Genomic DNA, 16769 nt, shown 5'->3' on the forward strand with positions numbered 1-16769 from the left:
CCTTTGCCGTCACGTTTAATGGTATAAATACTTAGTAAACAACACTTCACGTACTATTTCTTGTCCAGTCTCTTGCTTTAACAGTGCTTTGAGTTTTTCTGTACAGCGCTTTCTAATTTCTTCACGGCCCGTGAGCGACTTGATATTTTCTTCAGGTTCTTTTGACAGTATCTCGACAATCGCATCACGCAATAGTGGAGTATGGTGCTCAACCACACCAATATCAGAAATATCATTAAGCATTAGATCAACAGTGATCCGTACATAACCCAGTTTTTTATTTCCTTGGCCAATATAATTGGTGATAATGTCAGGCTCAAAACCGAAGTAACCGACATTTGATTCTGCGCGTGTCGAGAAACTTGTCGTAGCGCCAATAACGAGCATGCTAATCAAGTAAATTGATAACAATGACTTTTTCATAGTTTAAGAATATCCCACCTATTCAATGGTTTTTAGTCTATACCCAAATTAACTTAAGATACAGGTTGTTCTCTGTTTTTTAACCCATGTAGAGATTAAATCATGACTTTTTCGAAACGGGTTGCAGTGATATCATTTACGCGGTTTTTATAATTATTGAGTCGTTGTGATTACATTCCCAGTTTCGTTAGCTGCGCATTGGCAGCCTGCTTCGGCATACCCTCATTTAACGCAACAGCAGCAAGGTTGGTTGCTTGAAGCAGGGTCATTGACGGCCAAGCTTAAGCGTCATTGCCAACACTTTTCGGTTAAAGTGCTCAATGAAGCCCCTTTTGATCTTACAAAGGAGCAACAAGCTTTATTAAATACGCCGTTGAGCCAAGCGCTTAACCGCGAAGTGCTACTATTATGTGATGATAAACCAATGGTTTATGCACAAAGCTGGTTACCCGCAGATGATACCTTAAAAAAGCAGCAGTTGCTAAGTATGGGAACACGGCCATTAGGGGATGTTATTTTTCAAGACCCAAGCTTATCTCGTACAGAGATAGAAGTGGCAGAGTTTAATGAGCAGCACACTATTCAAACTTTATTAGCTGTGCTTGGCAAAGAGTCTAAACCACTGTGGGGAAGACGAAGTGTATTTTCATTGTCAAATGCCCATTTTTTAGTGGCCGAAGTTTTTCTGCCAGAGGCTTATATTTACTTATGAAACTAGCTGCATTAAAAATCGCACACATTCCTTATTACAAACAACTTATGCGAACAGATAAGCCGATTGGTACTTTGCTATTGCTTTGGCCAACGTACTGGGCGTTATGGCTTGCAAATCAGGGAGCACCAAGCTTATTAAATTTTGTGGTGTTTAGTTTAGGGGTGTTTGTAATGCGAAGTGCAGGCTGCGTTATCAATGACTTTGCTGATCGTAAAATTGATGGTTCAGTAAAGCGCACAGCAACGCGTCCGCTAGCCGCAGGGCGAGTGTCCAGTGGTGAGGCGTTGAGCTTATTTGTGTTGTTAATTGCCGTGGCATTTGGATTAGTTTTAATGCTGGGGTGGTCGACGATTTTGCTCTCTTTGGGGGCTCTTGCGTTGGCATTTTGCTATCCGTTTATGAAGCGTTATACCCAATTACCACAAGTGGTACTAGGAGCCGCATTTAGTTGGGCTATTCCAATGGCATACATGGCCTCAATTGGCTCAGTGCCAATTGAAGCGTGGCTGTTATTTATTGCAAACCTCGTGTGGACTGTGGCTTACGATACCATGTACGCCATGGTTGACCGTGATGATGATTTAAAGATTGGTGTTAAATCAACGGCTATCTTATTTGCACGTTTTGACAGGCATATTATTTTCTTACTGAATGCGCTATTCATTGCGATACTCAGTTACATTGGCATAAGCAATCAGCTTGATATGCCTTATTGGTTAGGCTTAATAGCGGCGATTGGATTTTTACTTTACCAGCAAACGCTTATTCACTATCGCGACAGAGAGCACTGCTTTAAAGCGTTTCTAAATAATCATTATGTCGGGCTGGTTATTTTTATTGGCCTTGTAGCATCCTTGCCATTACCGTTTTGATTATCGCGGTGGGTCGATAATACCGCTTATTGAGGCATTTTTTCTGAACCAACCAGCAATTGAATAACGCACATCGTCTGCGGGTAATACCTCATGCATAAAGCGTTCGCTTTCAAACATGACTAATGTGCCTGCCTTCGGTTTTATGACCACTTCAATGTCTTTACTTTTAGGTTTATAAATAACCAACTCGCCGCCAGACGCGGGGCTATTTAGGTAGCAAACCGTTGTAAAAATACGGTTTGAGCGTCCTTTAAAGGCATCGTAATGCTTTTTATAAAAGTCACCTTGTTGGTACTTCGCATAGTGGCATTCATAATCAAACAAGCCCAAGAAAAACTCTCTATTTAACTGGGTCTTAATTGCTTCCATGGTTGCGAGATAAGTTATTTGCGCTTGGCTTGAGCTATCAAACCAAAAGGTCTTATCTTTGCGTACCGTTTTATCGATTTGCTGATCGTTTAACCTACCGATACCTGCAACATGAAAATGGGGATTAATTCGGTAACAATCTGCAATTAAATCATTTATCAACTGCTCATCAATTGCGTTTTCAACAATGGCATAACCAGTGTGTTCAATTGCATTTAAATAAGTATTGGAAATAAGCTGCGCGGTCATTCATATGCACAATCAAAAAAAGGTGCGTAAGTGTATCTGAAAAAAAATTACATGCACGCTTTTTATGCAGTAAAACAATGAGGATGTATAAGCTGGCCTAACGTAGTCAAGCCAGCTTGATATGTGCATTTAGTTGTGGCTAGATAATGCTGTTTTTTCAATAAGATCTAATAAATAACTCACGTGCGAGTTTTCATTAATTTGTTGATTAGTTTGGATTACTAACTGTTCGTGAGCGATTCCTTTATTGGTTTTTAATACTAGCAATTCAGGGTCTGAAGAAACGCTGTTGGCATGCTCAATACTCGCAATCGCAATATGGTTTGACTTTTTCAAGCCTTCCATAACTTGTTCAATACTACCGACCTTAACGCTGGTTGATTTATTGAATGAATCAATTGCTTCGTTTAGCATCGATTGAACCGGCTTCGATTGTGAAAAACAGCTGTACATTGGATAGTCTGTTAAGTCTTTCTTGCTAATGTCTGTTTTATTAGCAATTGGATGATTTTTTGATACAAATAAAATTAGCTGATCAGGCAAATGGATATCACTACCAATGCTATTCATGGCTTGTGAGCAAACGCTGATATCAATTTCACCAAGTTGCAGTTTGCGAATTAACTCACTTTGTTCTTGCAACTGCATTTCAATTTTAACATGTGGGTACTGTGCTAAAAATTGCCCACACGACACAGGTACAACTGCACTTGCTTTAGTTGTGTAGCCGATAACGAGCTTTTCGTTTTCACAACCATTTAATGACTCGAATAAACGTTTTTTTGTTTCTTCTAAATTATTAAGTGTTTGTTGTGCGTACTCGAGGAAAAGTTCACCTTCTTTGGTTAGCTTTACAGAACGAGTAGAGCGAGTAACGAGTTCATAGCCCACTTCATCTTCAAGTGTTTGAATACTACGAGTTAACGCTGAAGTGCTTATCTGGGTTTTTTCAGCAGCTTGGCGGAAGTGTCTGAGTACGCCGAGTGCAACGAATTGTTCAAGTTGTTCAAATCTCACTTTATATAGTCCCTTTTTATTAAGTAAGCCCTTACATTGAGTTAAAATAATAATACCTAACATTGAGTATAGTAAATTATTGTACCCATTTTTAAAAGTGTTGTTTTACAGGTAAGTTACAACTAGTCAGGGTAACGGTCTTTAATCTCCAAGAAAAGTGGTAAATTTTCAAGTAATAAGTCGACTAAAGTTGGATCAAAATGTTTCGAACGTTGATTTTTTATTAGTGCAAGTGCTTCATCGAGTGGCCACGCTTTTTTGTAACAACGGTCACTGCATAGAGCGTCAAACACGTCAGCAAGCGCAGTTATACGACCAACGATATGAATATCTTTACCTGCTAAACCGTGTGGATACCCAGAGCCATCCCACTTTTCATGGTGCTGAAGTGAGATCATTGCGCCGCAAGTCATGATCTCGTTACTTGAATTTTTTAGAATTTCATAACCTACTTCAGCGTGTGTCTTCATTATTTCCCATTCTGTCTCATCTAATTTTCCGGGCTTATTTAAGATGTTGTCAGGGATACTTATTTTTCCTATGTCGTGTAAGGGGGAGGCAAGCTTGATGATTTCACACTGAAAGGGATTAAGTTCTGATAGTTTTGCAAGTAACTCGCTGTATAACGCGACACGTTTAACATGTGAGCCTGTTTCTTTAGAGCGTTTTTCTACTGCTTCACCAAGAATATAGGACAATTCCTTTTGCGATTCTTTTACCATTTCGCGCAATTTAAGATTGTCATAGGCCAGTGCAATATTGTTTGCATAAAACTCAAGAAGTTGATGATCGGTAGCATGTAATTTACTTCCTTTATTTACATACAGCATAGTTTCAAGGCCCGCTTTGGTTGGAAAGTAACCAATGTAGTCGGTGCTTGTTTTTAGTGATGACTTACGATCATGAGCATCAATAAATAAACTTTTAACTTCGTCAGGAATATTATTTTGACTGGGGATAGGCCCAACGCCTGAAGCCGCCAATAATTGAAAGTCTGTTGCAGGAGATGATTGTAAATTAACCGCAGCAGCACAATAAATTTGAGTGTCGTTTATACCCATCACATTTGTCACGTGGCTTAAAATAGTGGATGCAAATTCTTGCACACTGTCGCATTTTAAAAAGTTAGCTGAGGCATTTATGATTTGTTCGAGGCCATGTTTATGGCGATCAATAATTTGGATATCACGATGAGATCTCAGTGCAGAATAGAGCAGTGTTTTAATTTTTATGGCTGTTAATTCGGTTTTGTTTTTGTAATCGTTTATATCGTAATCACGGATAATAGATTCTTCAGGTGCTTCACCTGGTTGTCCGGTACGAAGAATTAGGCGGATATGGTGGTTATCAATGTCGTCCCTAATATACTGAATAAGTTCAAGTCCCGCATGGTTTGTTTCCATGACGACATCAACAAGTGCCACTGAAAAAGGGATATCTTTTTTCAAAAGCTCTTTAGCCTCTGCTGCAGAATAGGCATCGTAGAAGCGTAAGCTTTTATTTTCAAATTGAAAACCAGCTAGTACAAGCTTGGTAACTTGATGAATATCTTCTTCGTCATCAACAACAAGAATATGCCAGTATTCTGGTTCTTCAGTTTGTACGTTATTTTCTTCTAACCGTTCTTCAGAAAATAAAAAATCATCCACACAAGCACCACTTATTGTCGTATCAGGTAACAATAAGTATAGAGGCAGAAATTTACTCTGCCTTATCCACTAAGGGTTTTTTTTCTATATTTCTTAATTCAATTTCTATTGCATCACATGAAATATGAATCTCATATAAAGAGGTAAGAAGCGATAAAGTTAAGCAAGCAAGACTGAGTCCAAATAATATGATGCCTGTTGTATTAAACTCAATAAACAAAGCGAACATTGACAAGGTACACATGAGAAATGATGCCACGCCGTAAACTTGCATTATACGAATCAGTTTAATACGCTTTCTGAGGTTGGCGATTTGTGCAACAACCAAAGGACGAATACTTTCTCCTTCGCGCGCATTCAGTTCTCGAATGAGTTGGGCAAGTACCAAAAAGCGATTGGTGTAAGCAAGTAAAAGTAAAGAAATGGCCGGGAATAACAGCCCAGGCGTTGTTAATGTCATAAGGCTACCTTCAATATAGGTTGTAGCAGGGTCAATTGCTAGGGTAGCTTAGGTTGCTAAAGCTGCAAAGTAAAAGAGAGTAAATTTGCATAAAAATAATTTAAATCAACCAACTACGTCAGAACCTTTTTCATGGGTACGTATCTACCAAGCCGCTAATGGGCTTGAAGCTAATATTATAAAAGGGCTTTTACATACCGCAGGAATACAATGCCAACTGCAAGGTGAGCTTCTGCAAGGTGCAATGGGAGAGATTCCCTTTGAACAAACGGGGGTTGATATTCTTGTTTACGCATTAAAAGAGCGCCATGCACAAGAAATATTGGTAAACTACCGGCAAGTAAAACAATCGGCTCCAGACTGGGTTTGCCCATCATGCAGCGAACTGAATGGCCCAACATTTGAAATATGTTGGTCTTGTAGGACTGTTAAGAATGACGAAAGCGAATAATTTTCAACGCATTAGAGAATTAAACTATTTGCAAAAAGCGGTATTAGGCGGCGCGCTTCTTGAGCGTATGTTGCCTAATTACAGCTTATTTAGTGAAGCAACTGGCTTTGGTGACGCAGCGGTATTTCGCAGCGCACTGAATGTATGCTGGGAAAAAATATTACTGCCAAAAAGTAAGATAAGCCTTGAAAAGCAAATTGAAAAAATTGAGCCTAATGTACCAGAGCTCAGTGACTTTGATATGTTTGGCACTTACCCCGCTATTGACACTGCAACCGCATTATTGGGAATGTTGCATGGTCTGATGGCTAAAGATGACCAAGAGTTTTTAAACATTAGCAAAATTTCACAAGCCTCTGTTGCACGCTTTATTGAATACCAATTAACGGTTGAAGGTGAAGTGGCTGATAACAAATCAGTCCGCGAACACCCGCTAATGCAGTACGAGATGGATGTGCTTGCAGAGCTAATTGATTTTGTTGAGCAAATGGGCCGAATTACCTCAGAAAACGTAAAAGAGCTCAAGCAGCTTGCTATTTCAGACGGTCAAACCAACATTGGTATTGCAATTTAGTGTTCAGTAATGCGTATTTTAGCTGTAAAATACGCGCTTATTTTTCTTGGCGGAGTAATTGATGCGAATTTTAGGTATTGAATCATCATGTGATGAAACAGGTATTGCCATTTACGATGATGAACAAGGCTTATTAGCACATCAACTATACAGCCAAGTTAAAGTGCACGCAGACTACGGTGGTGTGGTACCTGAGCTTGCATCACGCGACCATGTACGTAAAACTTTGCCATTAATCGACGCAGCTTTTGCGCAAGCCGGTTGTGGTCCTGACGATATTGACGGCATTGCTTACACCGCAGGGCCAGGTTTAGTGGGGGCTTTGTTAGTGGGCACCTCTATCGGTCGCTCTCTTGCTTATGGCTGGAATATTCCTGCTGTCGCTGTGCACCACATGGAAGGGCATTTACTGGCGCCAATGCTCGAAGAAGATAAGCCTGAATTCCCGTTTATTGCGCTACTTGTATCGGGTGGGCATACAATGATGGTGAAAGTGTCAGGAATTGGTGAGTACGAAGTACTGGGTGAATCTGTCGATGATGCGGCAGGTGAAGCATTTGATAAAACAGCGAAGTTATTAGGACTTGATTACCCAGGGGGCCCTCGTTTAGCAAAACTAGCTGAGCAAGGCACGCCTGAACGGTTTGTGTTTCCACGTCCGATGACAGATAAACCTGGGCTCGATTTCAGCTTCAGTGGTTTAAAAACGGCTGCATCGCTTGCTATTCGTGACAGTGCTGATGATGAGCAGACTAAAGCTGACATAGCCCACGCATTTCAAACTGCAGTAATTGATACGTTGATTATTAAGTGTAAGCGTGCCCTTAAACAAACAGGTATTAAACGCTTAGTGATTGCCGGTGGAGTGAGCGCTAACGTTCAATTACGTGCGCAATTAGAGCGTGTAATGCAAGGCATGAAAGGTCGTGTGTATTATCCTCGCACTGAATTTTGTACAGATAACGGCGCTATGATCGCCTACGCGGGCATGCAACGCCTTAAAGCGGGGCAGTTTGCAAGCCTTGATATGAAAACTAAGCCGCGCTGGCCAATCGACTCTTTAGAAGCGCTGTAACTTAGTCGTTGTTATTGTCAGGGGCTTTTTTCTTAGTCCCTACTTTTGGCTCTTCACCACTTAATAAACGGGTTATGTTTGCTCTGTGACGGAAAATAATCAACAGTGTTAAAAACGTGACTGGCAACGTATAAAGTGGTTTTATCCACCATGTATAAAGTGGGGCAAGCGACACTGTAATAAGTGCTGCAAGTGACGAATAGCGCGTTATTGCGATTATTAATAGCCAAGTCGCGATTAATAATCCACCTAAAGATAATCCAATAGGTAGTAAAGTACCAAAGGCCGTAGCAACGGCTTTACCCCCTTTAAAGCTGAAAAATACAGGGTACATATGCCCTAAACACGCTGCGACGCCAATTAAACCTAACATCAGCGGTTCGATTTTTAAGAAATAAGCGCCCCACACAGGGATGGTGCCTTTTAAAATATCAAACACCAGCACTAATACAGCCGGGACTTTTCCACCAAGTCGGTACACATTGGTGGCACCGGGGTTATTCGATCCGTGACTGCGTGGGTCTGGTAGTTTAAATAACCTAGACACGAGGATAGCGGAGGAAACCGACCCCAGTAAATAGGCTAAAACTAACATTAAAACTTCTAACACGCGCTTCCTTATTTTTTAATCTGCACTTTTGGGCTATCATTGGCGGCAAAACCATCTGCCGCTACTTTTGAGTAGATAGTACGCTACATTTTGCAGTGCATCTACCCGTTATTGTAGAGGGAATTTTTATATATTAAAACTTTATGACAGCTCTGTGCGCATTATTGAAATTAATACGCGTATACGATAGGTATTGGTTTTAATATTTATGTCGCTTGGAGTATCAATGGACAAGGTATACATATCACAACTGCACGTAGACACCATTATAGGCGTGTATGATTTTGAAAAAGAAACGAAACAAAGCCTGTATTTTGATATTGAAATGGTGTGTGATATTTCAGCCGCAGCGGCAACCGATGATATAAACTTAGCGCTTGATTACGCTAAAGTCAGTGAACGCGTTATAGCGCACACGACGGCAAAACCCGTCGAGCTTCTTGAAACCTTAGTTGAACAACTCGCCGCGATTATTTTAACCGAATTTACAACCAGCCAAGTCACAATTCGTGTCAGCAAACCAGCTGCGGTTCCTCAAGCTAAAACGGTGGGAGTCGAAATCACCCGTCACAAGGCAAGTTAATATGGCACAGATTTTTATCAGCTTAGGCTCGAATGTAAATAAAGAGCATTATATTCGCCAAGCATTAAAGACGTTAAAGCCGTATTTCCCTGATAGTGTTCATTCATCGGTATATGAAAGTGAAGCGGTGGGATTTGCGGGTAATAATTTTTATAACTCAGTGCTTGGTGCGAATACTGACATGCCATTGCCTGAGCTGTGTAAATTACTGAAGCAAATAGAGTTAGATAACGGTCGTACTCGTGAAGATAAAAAGTTTAGTCCTAGAACATTAGACCTTGATTTATTGTTTTATGATGACATTATTTGCGATTCGCCAGCGCAATTACCGCGTGATGAAATAACAAAAAATGCGTTTGTTTTAAAACCGCTAGCAGAAATTGCCCCTGATTTTTTTCACCCTGTAGCTAAGCAAACACTGGCTGAGCTATGGGAAAATTATAACAACCCACAACAAAAACTATGGAAGGTGGAGTTTACTAACCCATGAGTATTATTGAGATAATTGTTTTAGCCTTAATTCAAGGATTGACTGAGTTTTTACCTATTTCGAGCTCAGCGCATTTAATTTTACCTTCGCAAGTTTTAGGCTGGCATGATCAAGGTTTAGCATTTGATGTTGCAGTACACGTAGGTACGCTTGGTGCGGTGGTACTGTATTTCCGTAAAGAAGTGGTTGATATTTTGGGGGCTTGGTTTAAGTCGTTTGGCTCACAAGGCGCAACCGATGACAGCCGTTTGGGCTGGTGGATCATTGTTGCCACGATTCCTGCGTTATTAATTGGGTACTTATTTAAAGACTTTGTAGAGAGCTATTCACGAAATGCGTGGGTGATTGCCACTTCAACTATCGTTTTCGGCTTGTTACTTTGGTATGCCGATGTAAAAGCAAAACAAGTAAAAAATATCTACCAAGTAAATTTTTTTAGTGCGTTACTGTTGGGTTTTTCGCAAGTGCTGGCAATGGTCTTTCCTGGCACGTCGCGCTCTGGCATAACGATAACCGTGGGTTTATTGCTGGGTTTAAATAAGCAAAGCGCAGCACGTTTTTCGTTTTTAATGTCGATTCCGGTCATTGCTGCGGCAGGTTCATATTATATATATCAACTTGCAACTGCAGGTGAAGCGATTGATTGGCAAGCTATTTTACTCGGTGCAGGTCTATCGTTTGTTTCGGCTTATGCCTGTATTTTCTTTTTCTTAAAAGTAATTGAGCGCATGGGCATGATGCCATTTGTTATCTATCGCTTGTTACTTGGTGTCGGTTTATTTGCATTTTTAATGCTGTAAAAAACCGTTTTACTCACTTTAAAAAACACCTCGGTCTTGAGGTGTTTTTTTATGTTTGCTATTCGGCAAAAGTCTATTGCCGTCTAATCATGGTAAGTAAAGGTTATATTTGGCATTATAACGCTTTATTTTTTCGTAATTCATTTTGTTCAGGACAGTAGATGCATATTCATATTCTTGGAATTTGTGGCACCTTTATGGGCGGGATTGCCGCAATCGCTAAATCGTTGGGTCACACAGTGACAGGCTCTGATCAAAATGTTTACCCCCCAATGAGTACGCAGCTGGAAGAGCTTGGCATTACGCTAACTCAAGGTTATGACATTACACAATTAGACCCCGCGCCCGATATGGTGGTCATTGGCAATGCGATGAGCCGTGGTAACCCCTGTGTGGAATATGTGCTCGATAAAGGCTTACCTTACACCTCAGGCCCAGAATGGCTTAAGCATAATTTATTGCAAAACTCATGGGTGCTTGCTGTCGCAGGCACGCATGGTAAAACGACAACCGCGAGTATGTTGGCATGGCTGCTAGAATATGCAGGTATGAAACCGGGCTTTTTGATTGGTGGCATTGTGCAAAACTTTGGGGTATCAGCACGAGTTTGTGAGACGCCTTTTTTTGTCATTGAAGCCGATGAATATGACACCGCCTTTTTTGATAAACGCAGTAAGTTTGTGCATTACTTACCACGGACCTTAATCCTCAATAATCTTGAATTTGATCATGCTGATATTTTTGAAGATTTAAATGCGATTAAAAAACAATTTCATCACTTGATGCGTACATTACCCTGTAGTGGCAAAGTTATCTGGCCAAGCCAAGATGAAGCACTGCAGGATGTGATTGAGCGCGGCCTTTGGAGTGATAGCGAAACGCTGTCAGGTGATTGGGATTATCGCTTACTTAAAGCGGATGGCAGCGAGTTTGAAGTGTTGTTAGCGGGAGAAGTACAGGGCGTTGTGTCGTGGCAAGCTATGGGCGAACATAATGTCAAAAATGCGATTATGGCGATTGCAGCTGCGCGTCATGTCGGTATCGCTGTGCCCGTGAGCATTGCAGGTTTAGCTGAGTTTATTTCACCTAAGCGTCGCATGGAACTCAAAGCTGATATAAAGGGCATTAAAGTGTATGACGATTTTGCCCATCACCCAACCGCGATAAAAACGACTTTAGCAGGCCTGCGCGCTAAAGTCGGCAATGAGAAAATTATTGCGATACTAGAGCCCCGTTCGAACACCATGAAAATGGGCGTGCATCAGCAAACGCTTATTGACTCGCTTAGTGCAGCCGATGAGGTGTATTTGTTTGAGCCAGAAAATTTGAGTTGGTCATTAAAAGACTATGCTGACAAAGCGGGTATGCACTGCAGCACGAGTACTGAGGAAATCATTACGTTGGTTGCAAACAGTGCGGCTGCCCATCACCATATTTTGATTATGAGTAATGGTGGTTTTGAAGGTATTCATCAGCGCTTGATCACGGTATTAGAACAAAACTAACCAGTATACGGAGTTAACTGTATGCAATTTAAAGATAAAATAACCCTAGCGTTTAGTGGCGCGTCGGGCGCGCCTTACGGTTTAAGGTTGTTAGAAGTATTATTAGAACAACAGTTTCAAGTGTACGTGTTGATCTCAAGCGCTGCGCGTGTGGTACTTGATACCGAATCAAATATTAAGCTTTCAGGTAATGAAGACAAAGCGACAGAGCAGCTTAGTAAGCTGTTCAATGCAGCCCCAGAGCAGCTAAAAGTATTTGGTAAAGATAATTGGTTTAGCCCCGTAGCATCGGGCTCGGCAGCCCCTAAAAAAATGGTGGTGTGTCCTTGCAGTGCAGGCTCAGTCTCGGCCATTGCCGTTGGCGCATCTGATAACTTATTGGAACGTGCTGCTGATGTGGTTATTAAAGAACGTGGTCAGCTTATTTTGGTGCCACGCGAAACACCTTTTAGTGAAATACACCTAGAAAACATGCTCAAGTTAGCAAAATTGGGTGTCACCATTATGCCTGCAGCACCCGGGTTTTATCATAAACCTGAGCACATTTCTGACTTGGTCGATTTTATGGTGGCACGTATTTTAGATCATTTACATATTGAACATACTCTAACGAAACGTTGGGGTTATGGAGAGGGCAAACAGTGAGCGAACAGACAATCGCATTAAATATTGAAGGCCTTAAAAAGGTTTATAAAAATGGCGTTGAAGCCGTAAAAGGGATTGATTTACAGGTAAAACAAGGCGACTTTTTTGCTTTGTTAGGTCCCAATGGGGCGGGTAAATCAACCACAATTGGCGTGATTTCATCACTTGTGAATAAAAGCGCAGGCCGTGTTGAAGTCTTTGGTCATAATATCGATACAGATCTCGAAGCTGCAAAATCAGAGCTCGGCTTAGTACCGCAAGAGTTTAACTTTAGCCAGTTTGAAACGCTTAACCAAATATTAGTTAATCAAGCTGGCTACTATGGCGTACCAAGAAAGCTTGCTCATGAACGTGCTGAAAAATACCTAAAACAACTTGGTTTATTTGAGAAAAAAGATAAACAAGCTCGCACGTTATCGGGGGGAATGAAGCGCCGTTTAATGATTGCCCGTGCGCTTATGCACGAACCAAAGTTACTTATTCTTGATGAGCCTACGGCGGGGGTTGATATTGAACTGCGTCGCTCTATGTGGGATTTCTTGCGTGAAATCAATAAACAAGGCGTTACCATTATTCTTACCACGCACTATTTAGAAGAAGCGGAATTGTTGTGTAAGAACATCGCTATTATTGATAGTGGTGTGATTGTCGAAAACACCACAATTAAAGCGTTACTTGCCAAGCTTGATAAAGAAACCTTCGTGCTTGACTTAAAACAGCCAGTTAACCCTATCAGCCTTGATGGTTATCAGTTTACTTTAACCGATGATCATACCTTAGAAGTTGAGGTGGCTAAATCGCAGGGGCTAAATCAGGTGTTTACGGCGTTAACCGAGCAAGGCAATACAGTGCTCAGTATGCGTAATAAGGCCAATCGATTAGAAGAGTTGTTTGTGGGTTTATTAGAACAAGGGCGAGGCGAATAATGTTTAAATATGGTGTAGCGCTAAAGAGTATTTGGATTAAAGAGTGTATTCGTTTTTTACGTATTTGGGTGCAAACGCTGGTACCGCCAGCAATTACGATGAGCCTTTATTTTGTTATTTTTGGTAACCTAATTGGCTCACGCATTGGTGATATGGGTGGTTTTTCCTACATGGAATTTATAGTACCTGGCCTCATCATGATGTCGGTGATTACTAACTCTTACTCTAATGTGGCGTCGAGCTTTTATTCCACTAAATTCCAAAAAAGTATCGAAGAGCTACTTGTGGCACCGGTGCCTAATTACATCATTGTACTAGGCTACATGGGTGGAGGTATGACACGAGGCATGTTGGTTGGCTTAATTGTTACGTGCGTGTCTTTGCTATTTGTTGATATTCAAATTCACAATATTTTCGTGATTATGGCGACTGTGATTTTAACCTCAGCCGTATTTGCTCTGGGGGGCTTAATAAATGCAATTTACGCAAATAGCTTTGATGACATCAGCATTATACCTACGTTCATTTTAACGCCATTAACCTACTTAGGTGGGGTGTTTTACTCGATTACCCTGTTACCTGAGTTTTGGCAGGGGGTATCGCAAGTAAACCCAATTATATATATGGTTAATGCATTTAGGTATGGCTTCTTAGGTGTGTCGGATGTCGACTTATCGGTCGCGTTTGGTGTACTAGGATTATTTATTGTGGGGTTATTTACGTTAGCTTTAACGCTAATTAAACGCGGTGTGGGGCTTAGACACTAATGACAGATGCAAATTCGAGAAGTATTGTATCGAATCAACCCGGCTTGCATGACAAGCTAGACGAGATTGTTTTAAAGCACTTAAGTGCAGAGTTTAAAAAACCAATTGCAGCGCACACGCAAGCTGCATTTGACCAAGTGAATGAAAAAGTTCACGCATTCAATGGACCAATTATTCTTGATTCATGCTGTGGGGTGGGAGAGAGTACCGCTAATCTTGCTAAGCGCCACCCAGAGGCACTTGTTATTGGAATTGACAAGTCGTCACATCGTTTAGATAAGCACGATATTGAATATAAACAAACAGACACTGGCCAGTATATTTTGGTACAAGCTGATTTAAATGATTTTTGGCGTTTAGCGGTTGCAGCAAATTGGCAGCCAACTCACCATTATCTGCTTTATCCAAACCCTTGGCCAAAAGCTAAGCACTTACAAAGGCGCTGGCATGGGGCCGCAATTTTTCCATTTATTGTTAAACTTGGCGGCCGATTAGAGCTCAGAAGTAACTGGGATATCTACGTTAAAGAGTTCGCTCGCGCCCTTGAGTTGGCTGGACATCCATGCCAAGTTGAACGCTATGAACACGATGTGCCTATTACGCCGTTCGAGCGAAAGTATTGGGCCAGTGGACAGCAGAGCCACCGCTTGGTCATAAACCTTTAAATTTGCGTGTTAATGTAGGGAGTGGGTGGAGCAAAATAATTACCTTGCATGAGTGTGATACCCGCACGTGAAAGTGCATCGGCAATTTGCTCACTTTCTACTTGCTCAGCAATAACCGCTAAGTTTAATTGCTGAGCATACTTCACTAAATGCTCTATAAACATAAAACTATCGGCATTATTGTGTATTTGGCTTACTAGGTCTTTGTCGAGCTTTAAGCCATCCACTTCAAGCTTTAAAATGTGAGACAAGTTTGAGTACCCCGCACCAAATTCATTGATCATCACTTGCGCCCCTTTATTCTTTAATAAACTAATAAAGGCTTTCACTTGGCTAAAGTATGCAATGGCTTCAGTTTCATGAAACTCAAAAATAATATTGTGTGGTTTTGGGTAACGCCTTAATTGCTGCTCTAGAAATTCACTTAAACTTGGATCGAGAATATCTTGCGCGGTGATATTGATACTCCAGCGCACATTTGTCTTTCTGAATTGTTCAATACATCGTGAAAACATGGTGCGTGTTAACAACCCGTCCATGCGTGAGCGTTTTAATACAGCCATAAAGTAATCAGGGCAATGAATCCGACCTTGTGCAGTTGCCATTCTGGCTAAGCTTTCATAGTGACTTATTTGCTTAAGTTCCGTGTTATAAATTGGCTGAAAGTAGGGCACGATTCGATTGTTATCGAACGCTTCTCTAACTTCTTTAGCGAGAGTGACGTTGTGTCTAAATTGCTCTTCAACTTGTTTAAATACATTCTCATAGCGAACAATACGTTGATTATTTAACTTGGCTTGTTGCAAGGCTATATGTGCATTTTCTATGAGCATGAGTTTGTTACACGAGGCGATTCCAGCATGCAAAGTAATATAAATAAATGGCTCGCTTAGCACAGGAATTGCGTGATTAAAGGTATTGATAATATCGTCAATACGTTGCTCAGCGTTGCGAATATTCAATAATGCGATTTTATTCGTCGCTAAACGAAAGATTGCGCTCTCGCTTGGTATGCGGGATTGAAAATATGTGAGTAGATTAGCCATCACTCTATCGCTGACATCGGTGCCATAAAAACTACTAATATCCTCAAGCTCATTGATACTGATAACAGCAAGTTCCATGCGGTGTCTGGTTGTTCTTTCTATGTAATTCTCGAGCGCAATATGATTGGCAAAGCCGGTGCGAGCATCAGTCAGGAGTGAGCGTTTAAGCTGTAAAAAATAAAGCCACGCGATTAAAGCAACAATAAAGAAAAAGAAGCCGCTTGTAATGGTTGCTTTTGTTATGCTGTGTTGCAGTTGCTCATTGAGATCATCAATAGCAATGTCTGCACCTGTAATATAAGTGTGGCCGTTTTTGTCAACAAAGGTCACAAAGATACTTTTAAAGTTGCCCCAGTGATCTTGTGATATTTCAAAAACGGGTTCTGTCGAAAAAAAAGCTTCTTTATTGATGTCGGTGGCTTCAGGGTACGCATCTAAAAAGTGTGTCACGCGTCCACTGTTGTGATCTTTTTGAGTATAGCTAGAGGCACTAAAGAATACCGTATCATCGCGCAGCACCATCGCATATACATACGCTACCTGCATTTGCTTAGCGTAGTCAGATAAAGCCCTGCTCTTATCTTTATACAGCTCAGGTGAAATAGTTTGGCCTGCATTCACACGGGTATGATAATCATCCCCTAAAATATGCTTAACACTGATTGCCGCATTGAGTAATTTGGCATCAACATTCGCCATTATCTCACTACGTGTTGATTCATAGGTGTAATAAATATAGCCAAATAAGCTAATAAAAAATGCGGCAAAACCATAAATAAGCCAGCGTGTTCTTTGCATTCCATTCGGCATAGGTGTTCCCTTTGCAGTTATGACTTGATTATACTTAAAAAATACGCAGCTGATAGCAGAAAATT

At 41.0% G+C, this 16769-nt stretch carries 20 protein-coding genes; 13 read left to right on the top strand and 7 right to left on the bottom strand.

Features of this window, described 5'->3' with window-relative positions; all coding sequences use genetic code 11:
* Positions 1-15 precede the first annotated feature (15 nt).
* Positions 16-423, bottom strand: a complete 408-nt coding sequence (locus D0907_RS03200; RefSeq protein WP_036970946.1) for a flagellar basal body-associated protein FliL — start codon at positions 421-423, stop codon at positions 16-18.
* A 166-nt stretch (positions 424-589) separates the two neighbouring features.
* Between D0907_RS03200 and D0907_RS03205 the strand changes: the two genes are divergently transcribed.
* On the top strand, positions 590-1135 hold the full coding sequence (locus D0907_RS03205; protein ID WP_065978007.1) for a chorismate--pyruvate lyase family protein: 546 nt from the start codon (positions 590-592) through the stop codon (positions 1133-1135).
* On the top strand, positions 1132-2010 hold the full coding sequence (gene ubiA, locus D0907_RS03210) for a 4-hydroxybenzoate octaprenyltransferase (RefSeq protein ID WP_036970938.1): 879 nt from the start codon (positions 1132-1134) through the stop codon (positions 2008-2010). The genes D0907_RS03205 and ubiA overlap by 4 nt, the downstream gene beginning before the upstream one ends.
* Here the strand turns inward: ubiA and D0907_RS03215 are convergent, their stop codons facing one another.
* From D0907_RS03215 to D0907_RS03230, 4 genes are all read right to left on the bottom strand, one after another.
* Complete coding sequence (locus D0907_RS03215) at positions 2011-2631, bottom strand: 2OG-Fe(II) oxygenase (RefSeq protein ID WP_036970936.1); 621 nt, start codon at positions 2629-2631, stop codon at positions 2011-2013.
* A gap of 129 nt (positions 2632-2760) precedes the next feature.
* Entirely contained in the window at positions 2761-3648 is an 888-nt protein-coding gene (locus D0907_RS03220; protein ID WP_065978067.1) for a LysR family transcriptional regulator, read from the bottom strand.
* Between the two features lie 122 nt (positions 3649-3770).
* Positions 3771-5297, bottom strand: a complete 1527-nt coding sequence (locus D0907_RS03225; protein ID WP_118844008.1) for a DUF3369 domain-containing protein — start codon at positions 5295-5297, stop codon at positions 3771-3773.
* 52 nt (positions 5298-5349) lie between these two features.
* Positions 5350-5757, bottom strand: a complete 408-nt coding sequence (locus D0907_RS03230; RefSeq protein ID WP_036970930.1) for a DUF2721 domain-containing protein — start codon at positions 5755-5757, stop codon at positions 5350-5352.
* Positions 5758-5842: 85 nt separating this feature from the next.
* On the opposite strand from D0907_RS03230, the gene D0907_RS03235 reads away from it, so the two are divergent.
* From D0907_RS03235 to tsaD, 3 genes are all read left to right on the top strand, one after another.
* Positions 5843-6208 (top strand): putative signal transducing protein, encoded by a 366-nt coding sequence (locus tag D0907_RS03235; protein ID WP_065978009.1) that lies wholly within the window; start codon positions 5843-5845, stop codon positions 6206-6208.
* Positions 6192-6782, top strand: a complete 591-nt coding sequence (locus tag D0907_RS03240; RefSeq protein WP_036970924.1) for a YjaG family protein — start codon at positions 6192-6194, stop codon at positions 6780-6782. Before D0907_RS03235 ends, D0907_RS03240 begins: the two co-directional genes overlap by 17 nt.
* Before the next feature lie 61 nt (positions 6783-6843).
* Entirely contained in the window at positions 6844-7857 is a 1014-nt protein-coding gene (gene tsaD, locus D0907_RS03245; RefSeq protein WP_036970921.1) for a tRNA (adenosine(37)-N6)-threonylcarbamoyltransferase complex transferase subunit TsaD, read from the top strand.
* Between the two features lies 1 nt (position 7858).
* Here tsaD and plsY read toward each other — a convergent pair whose 3' ends face one another.
* Positions 7859-8467: a glycerol-3-phosphate 1-O-acyltransferase PlsY gene (gene plsY, locus D0907_RS03250; RefSeq protein ID WP_036970917.1), complete on the bottom strand. Its 609-nt coding sequence runs from the start codon at positions 8465-8467 to the stop codon at positions 7859-7861.
* 226 nt (positions 8468-8693) lie between these two features.
* Here plsY and folB point away from each other — a divergent pair, with 226 nt between their 5' ends.
* The 8 genes from folB (at position 8694) to trmB (ending at position 14848) form a co-directional block, all read left to right on the top strand.
* Positions 8694-9050, top strand: coding sequence for a dihydroneopterin aldolase (gene folB / locus D0907_RS03255; protein ID WP_036970914.1), 357 nt, complete (start codon positions 8694-8696; stop codon positions 9048-9050).
* A gap of 1 nt (position 9051) precedes the next feature.
* On the top strand, positions 9052-9540 hold the full coding sequence (folK, locus tag D0907_RS03260; RefSeq protein WP_118844009.1) for a 2-amino-4-hydroxy-6-hydroxymethyldihydropteridine diphosphokinase: 489 nt from the start codon (positions 9052-9054) through the stop codon (positions 9538-9540).
* Positions 9537-10340, top strand: a complete 804-nt coding sequence (locus D0907_RS03265) for an undecaprenyl-diphosphate phosphatase (protein ID WP_036970908.1) — start codon at positions 9537-9539, stop codon at positions 10338-10340. Before folK ends, D0907_RS03265 begins: the two co-directional genes overlap by 4 nt.
* A gap of 161 nt (positions 10341-10501) precedes the next feature.
* Complete coding sequence (gene mpl, locus D0907_RS03270; RefSeq protein ID WP_118844010.1) at positions 10502-11845, top strand: UDP-N-acetylmuramate:L-alanyl-gamma-D-glutamyl-meso-diaminopimelate ligase; 1344 nt, start codon at positions 10502-10504, stop codon at positions 11843-11845.
* 21 nt (positions 11846-11866) lie between these two features.
* Positions 11867-12490: a flavin prenyltransferase UbiX gene (locus D0907_RS03275; RefSeq protein WP_036970902.1), complete on the top strand. Its 624-nt coding sequence runs from the start codon at positions 11867-11869 to the stop codon at positions 12488-12490.
* The gene (locus tag D0907_RS03280; protein WP_036970900.1) at positions 12487-13416 is read left to right on the top strand and encodes an ABC transporter ATP-binding protein; all 930 of its coding nucleotides are present in this window, start codon (positions 12487-12489) and stop codon (positions 13414-13416) included. The genes D0907_RS03275 and D0907_RS03280 overlap by 4 nt, the downstream gene beginning before the upstream one ends.
* On the top strand, positions 13416-14183 hold the full coding sequence (locus D0907_RS03285) for an ABC transporter permease (protein WP_036970898.1): 768 nt from the start codon (positions 13416-13418) through the stop codon (positions 14181-14183). Before D0907_RS03280 ends, D0907_RS03285 begins: the two co-directional genes overlap by 1 nt.
* A complete protein-coding gene (gene trmB / locus D0907_RS03290; RefSeq protein WP_118844011.1) occupies positions 14183-14848 on the top strand; it encodes a tRNA (guanine(46)-N(7))-methyltransferase TrmB in 666 nt (221 codons plus the stop codon). Before D0907_RS03285 ends, trmB begins: the two co-directional genes overlap by 1 nt.
* Here trmB and D0907_RS03295 read toward each other — a convergent pair.
* A complete protein-coding gene (locus D0907_RS03295; protein ID WP_036970894.1) occupies positions 14845-16704 on the bottom strand; it encodes an EAL domain-containing protein in 1860 nt (619 codons plus the stop codon). The two genes, trmB and D0907_RS03295, sit on opposite strands and share 4 nt — an antisense overlap.
* Positions 16705-16769: the final 65 nt, after the last annotated feature.

This window comes from Pseudoalteromonas lipolytica, assembly GCF_003515105.1.
Taxonomy (GTDB): Bacteria; Pseudomonadota; Gammaproteobacteria; order Enterobacterales; family Alteromonadaceae; genus Pseudoalteromonas; species Pseudoalteromonas lipolytica.

Bases quoted from the DNA above. Each gene is read 5' to 3' on its own strand.
- D0907_RS03200 (WP_036970946.1), bottom strand. From the start codon at position 423: ATGAAAAAGTCATTGTTATCAATTTACTTGATTAGCATGCTCGTTATT.
- ubiA (WP_036970938.1), top strand. From the start codon at position 1,132: ATGAAACTAGCTGCATTAAAAATCGCACACATTCCTTATTACAAACAA.
- D0907_RS03215 (WP_036970936.1), bottom strand. From the start codon at position 2,631: ATGACCGCGCAGCTTATTTCCAATACTTATTTAAATGCAATTGAACAC.
- D0907_RS03230 (WP_036970930.1), bottom strand. From the start codon at position 5,757: ATGACATTAACAACGCCTGGGCTGTTATTCCCGGCCATTTCTTTACTT.
- D0907_RS03240 (WP_036970924.1), top strand. From the start codon at position 6,192: ATGACGAAAGCGAATAATTTTCAACGCATTAGAGAATTAAACTATTTG.
- tsaD (WP_036970921.1), top strand. From the start codon at position 6,844: ATGCGAATTTTAGGTATTGAATCATCATGTGATGAAACAGGTATTGCC.
- folB (WP_036970914.1), top strand. From the start codon at position 8,694: ATGGACAAGGTATACATATCACAACTGCACGTAGACACCATTATAGGC.
- folK (WP_118844009.1), top strand. From the start codon at position 9,052: ATGGCACAGATTTTTATCAGCTTAGGCTCGAATGTAAATAAAGAGCAT.
- D0907_RS03265 (WP_036970908.1), top strand. From the start codon at position 9,537: ATGAGTATTATTGAGATAATTGTTTTAGCCTTAATTCAAGGATTGACT.
- mpl (WP_118844010.1), top strand. From the start codon at position 10,502: ATGCATATTCATATTCTTGGAATTTGTGGCACCTTTATGGGCGGGATT.
- D0907_RS03275 (WP_036970902.1), top strand. From the start codon at position 11,867: ATGCAATTTAAAGATAAAATAACCCTAGCGTTTAGTGGCGCGTCGGGC.
- D0907_RS03285 (WP_036970898.1), top strand. From the start codon at position 13,416: ATGTTTAAATATGGTGTAGCGCTAAAGAGTATTTGGATTAAAGAGTGT.
- trmB (WP_118844011.1), top strand. From the start codon at position 14,183: ATGACAGATGCAAATTCGAGAAGTATTGTATCGAATCAACCCGGCTTG.
- D0907_RS03295 (WP_036970894.1), bottom strand. From the start codon at position 16,704: ATGCCGAATGGAATGCAAAGAACACGCTGGCTTATTTATGGTTTTGCC.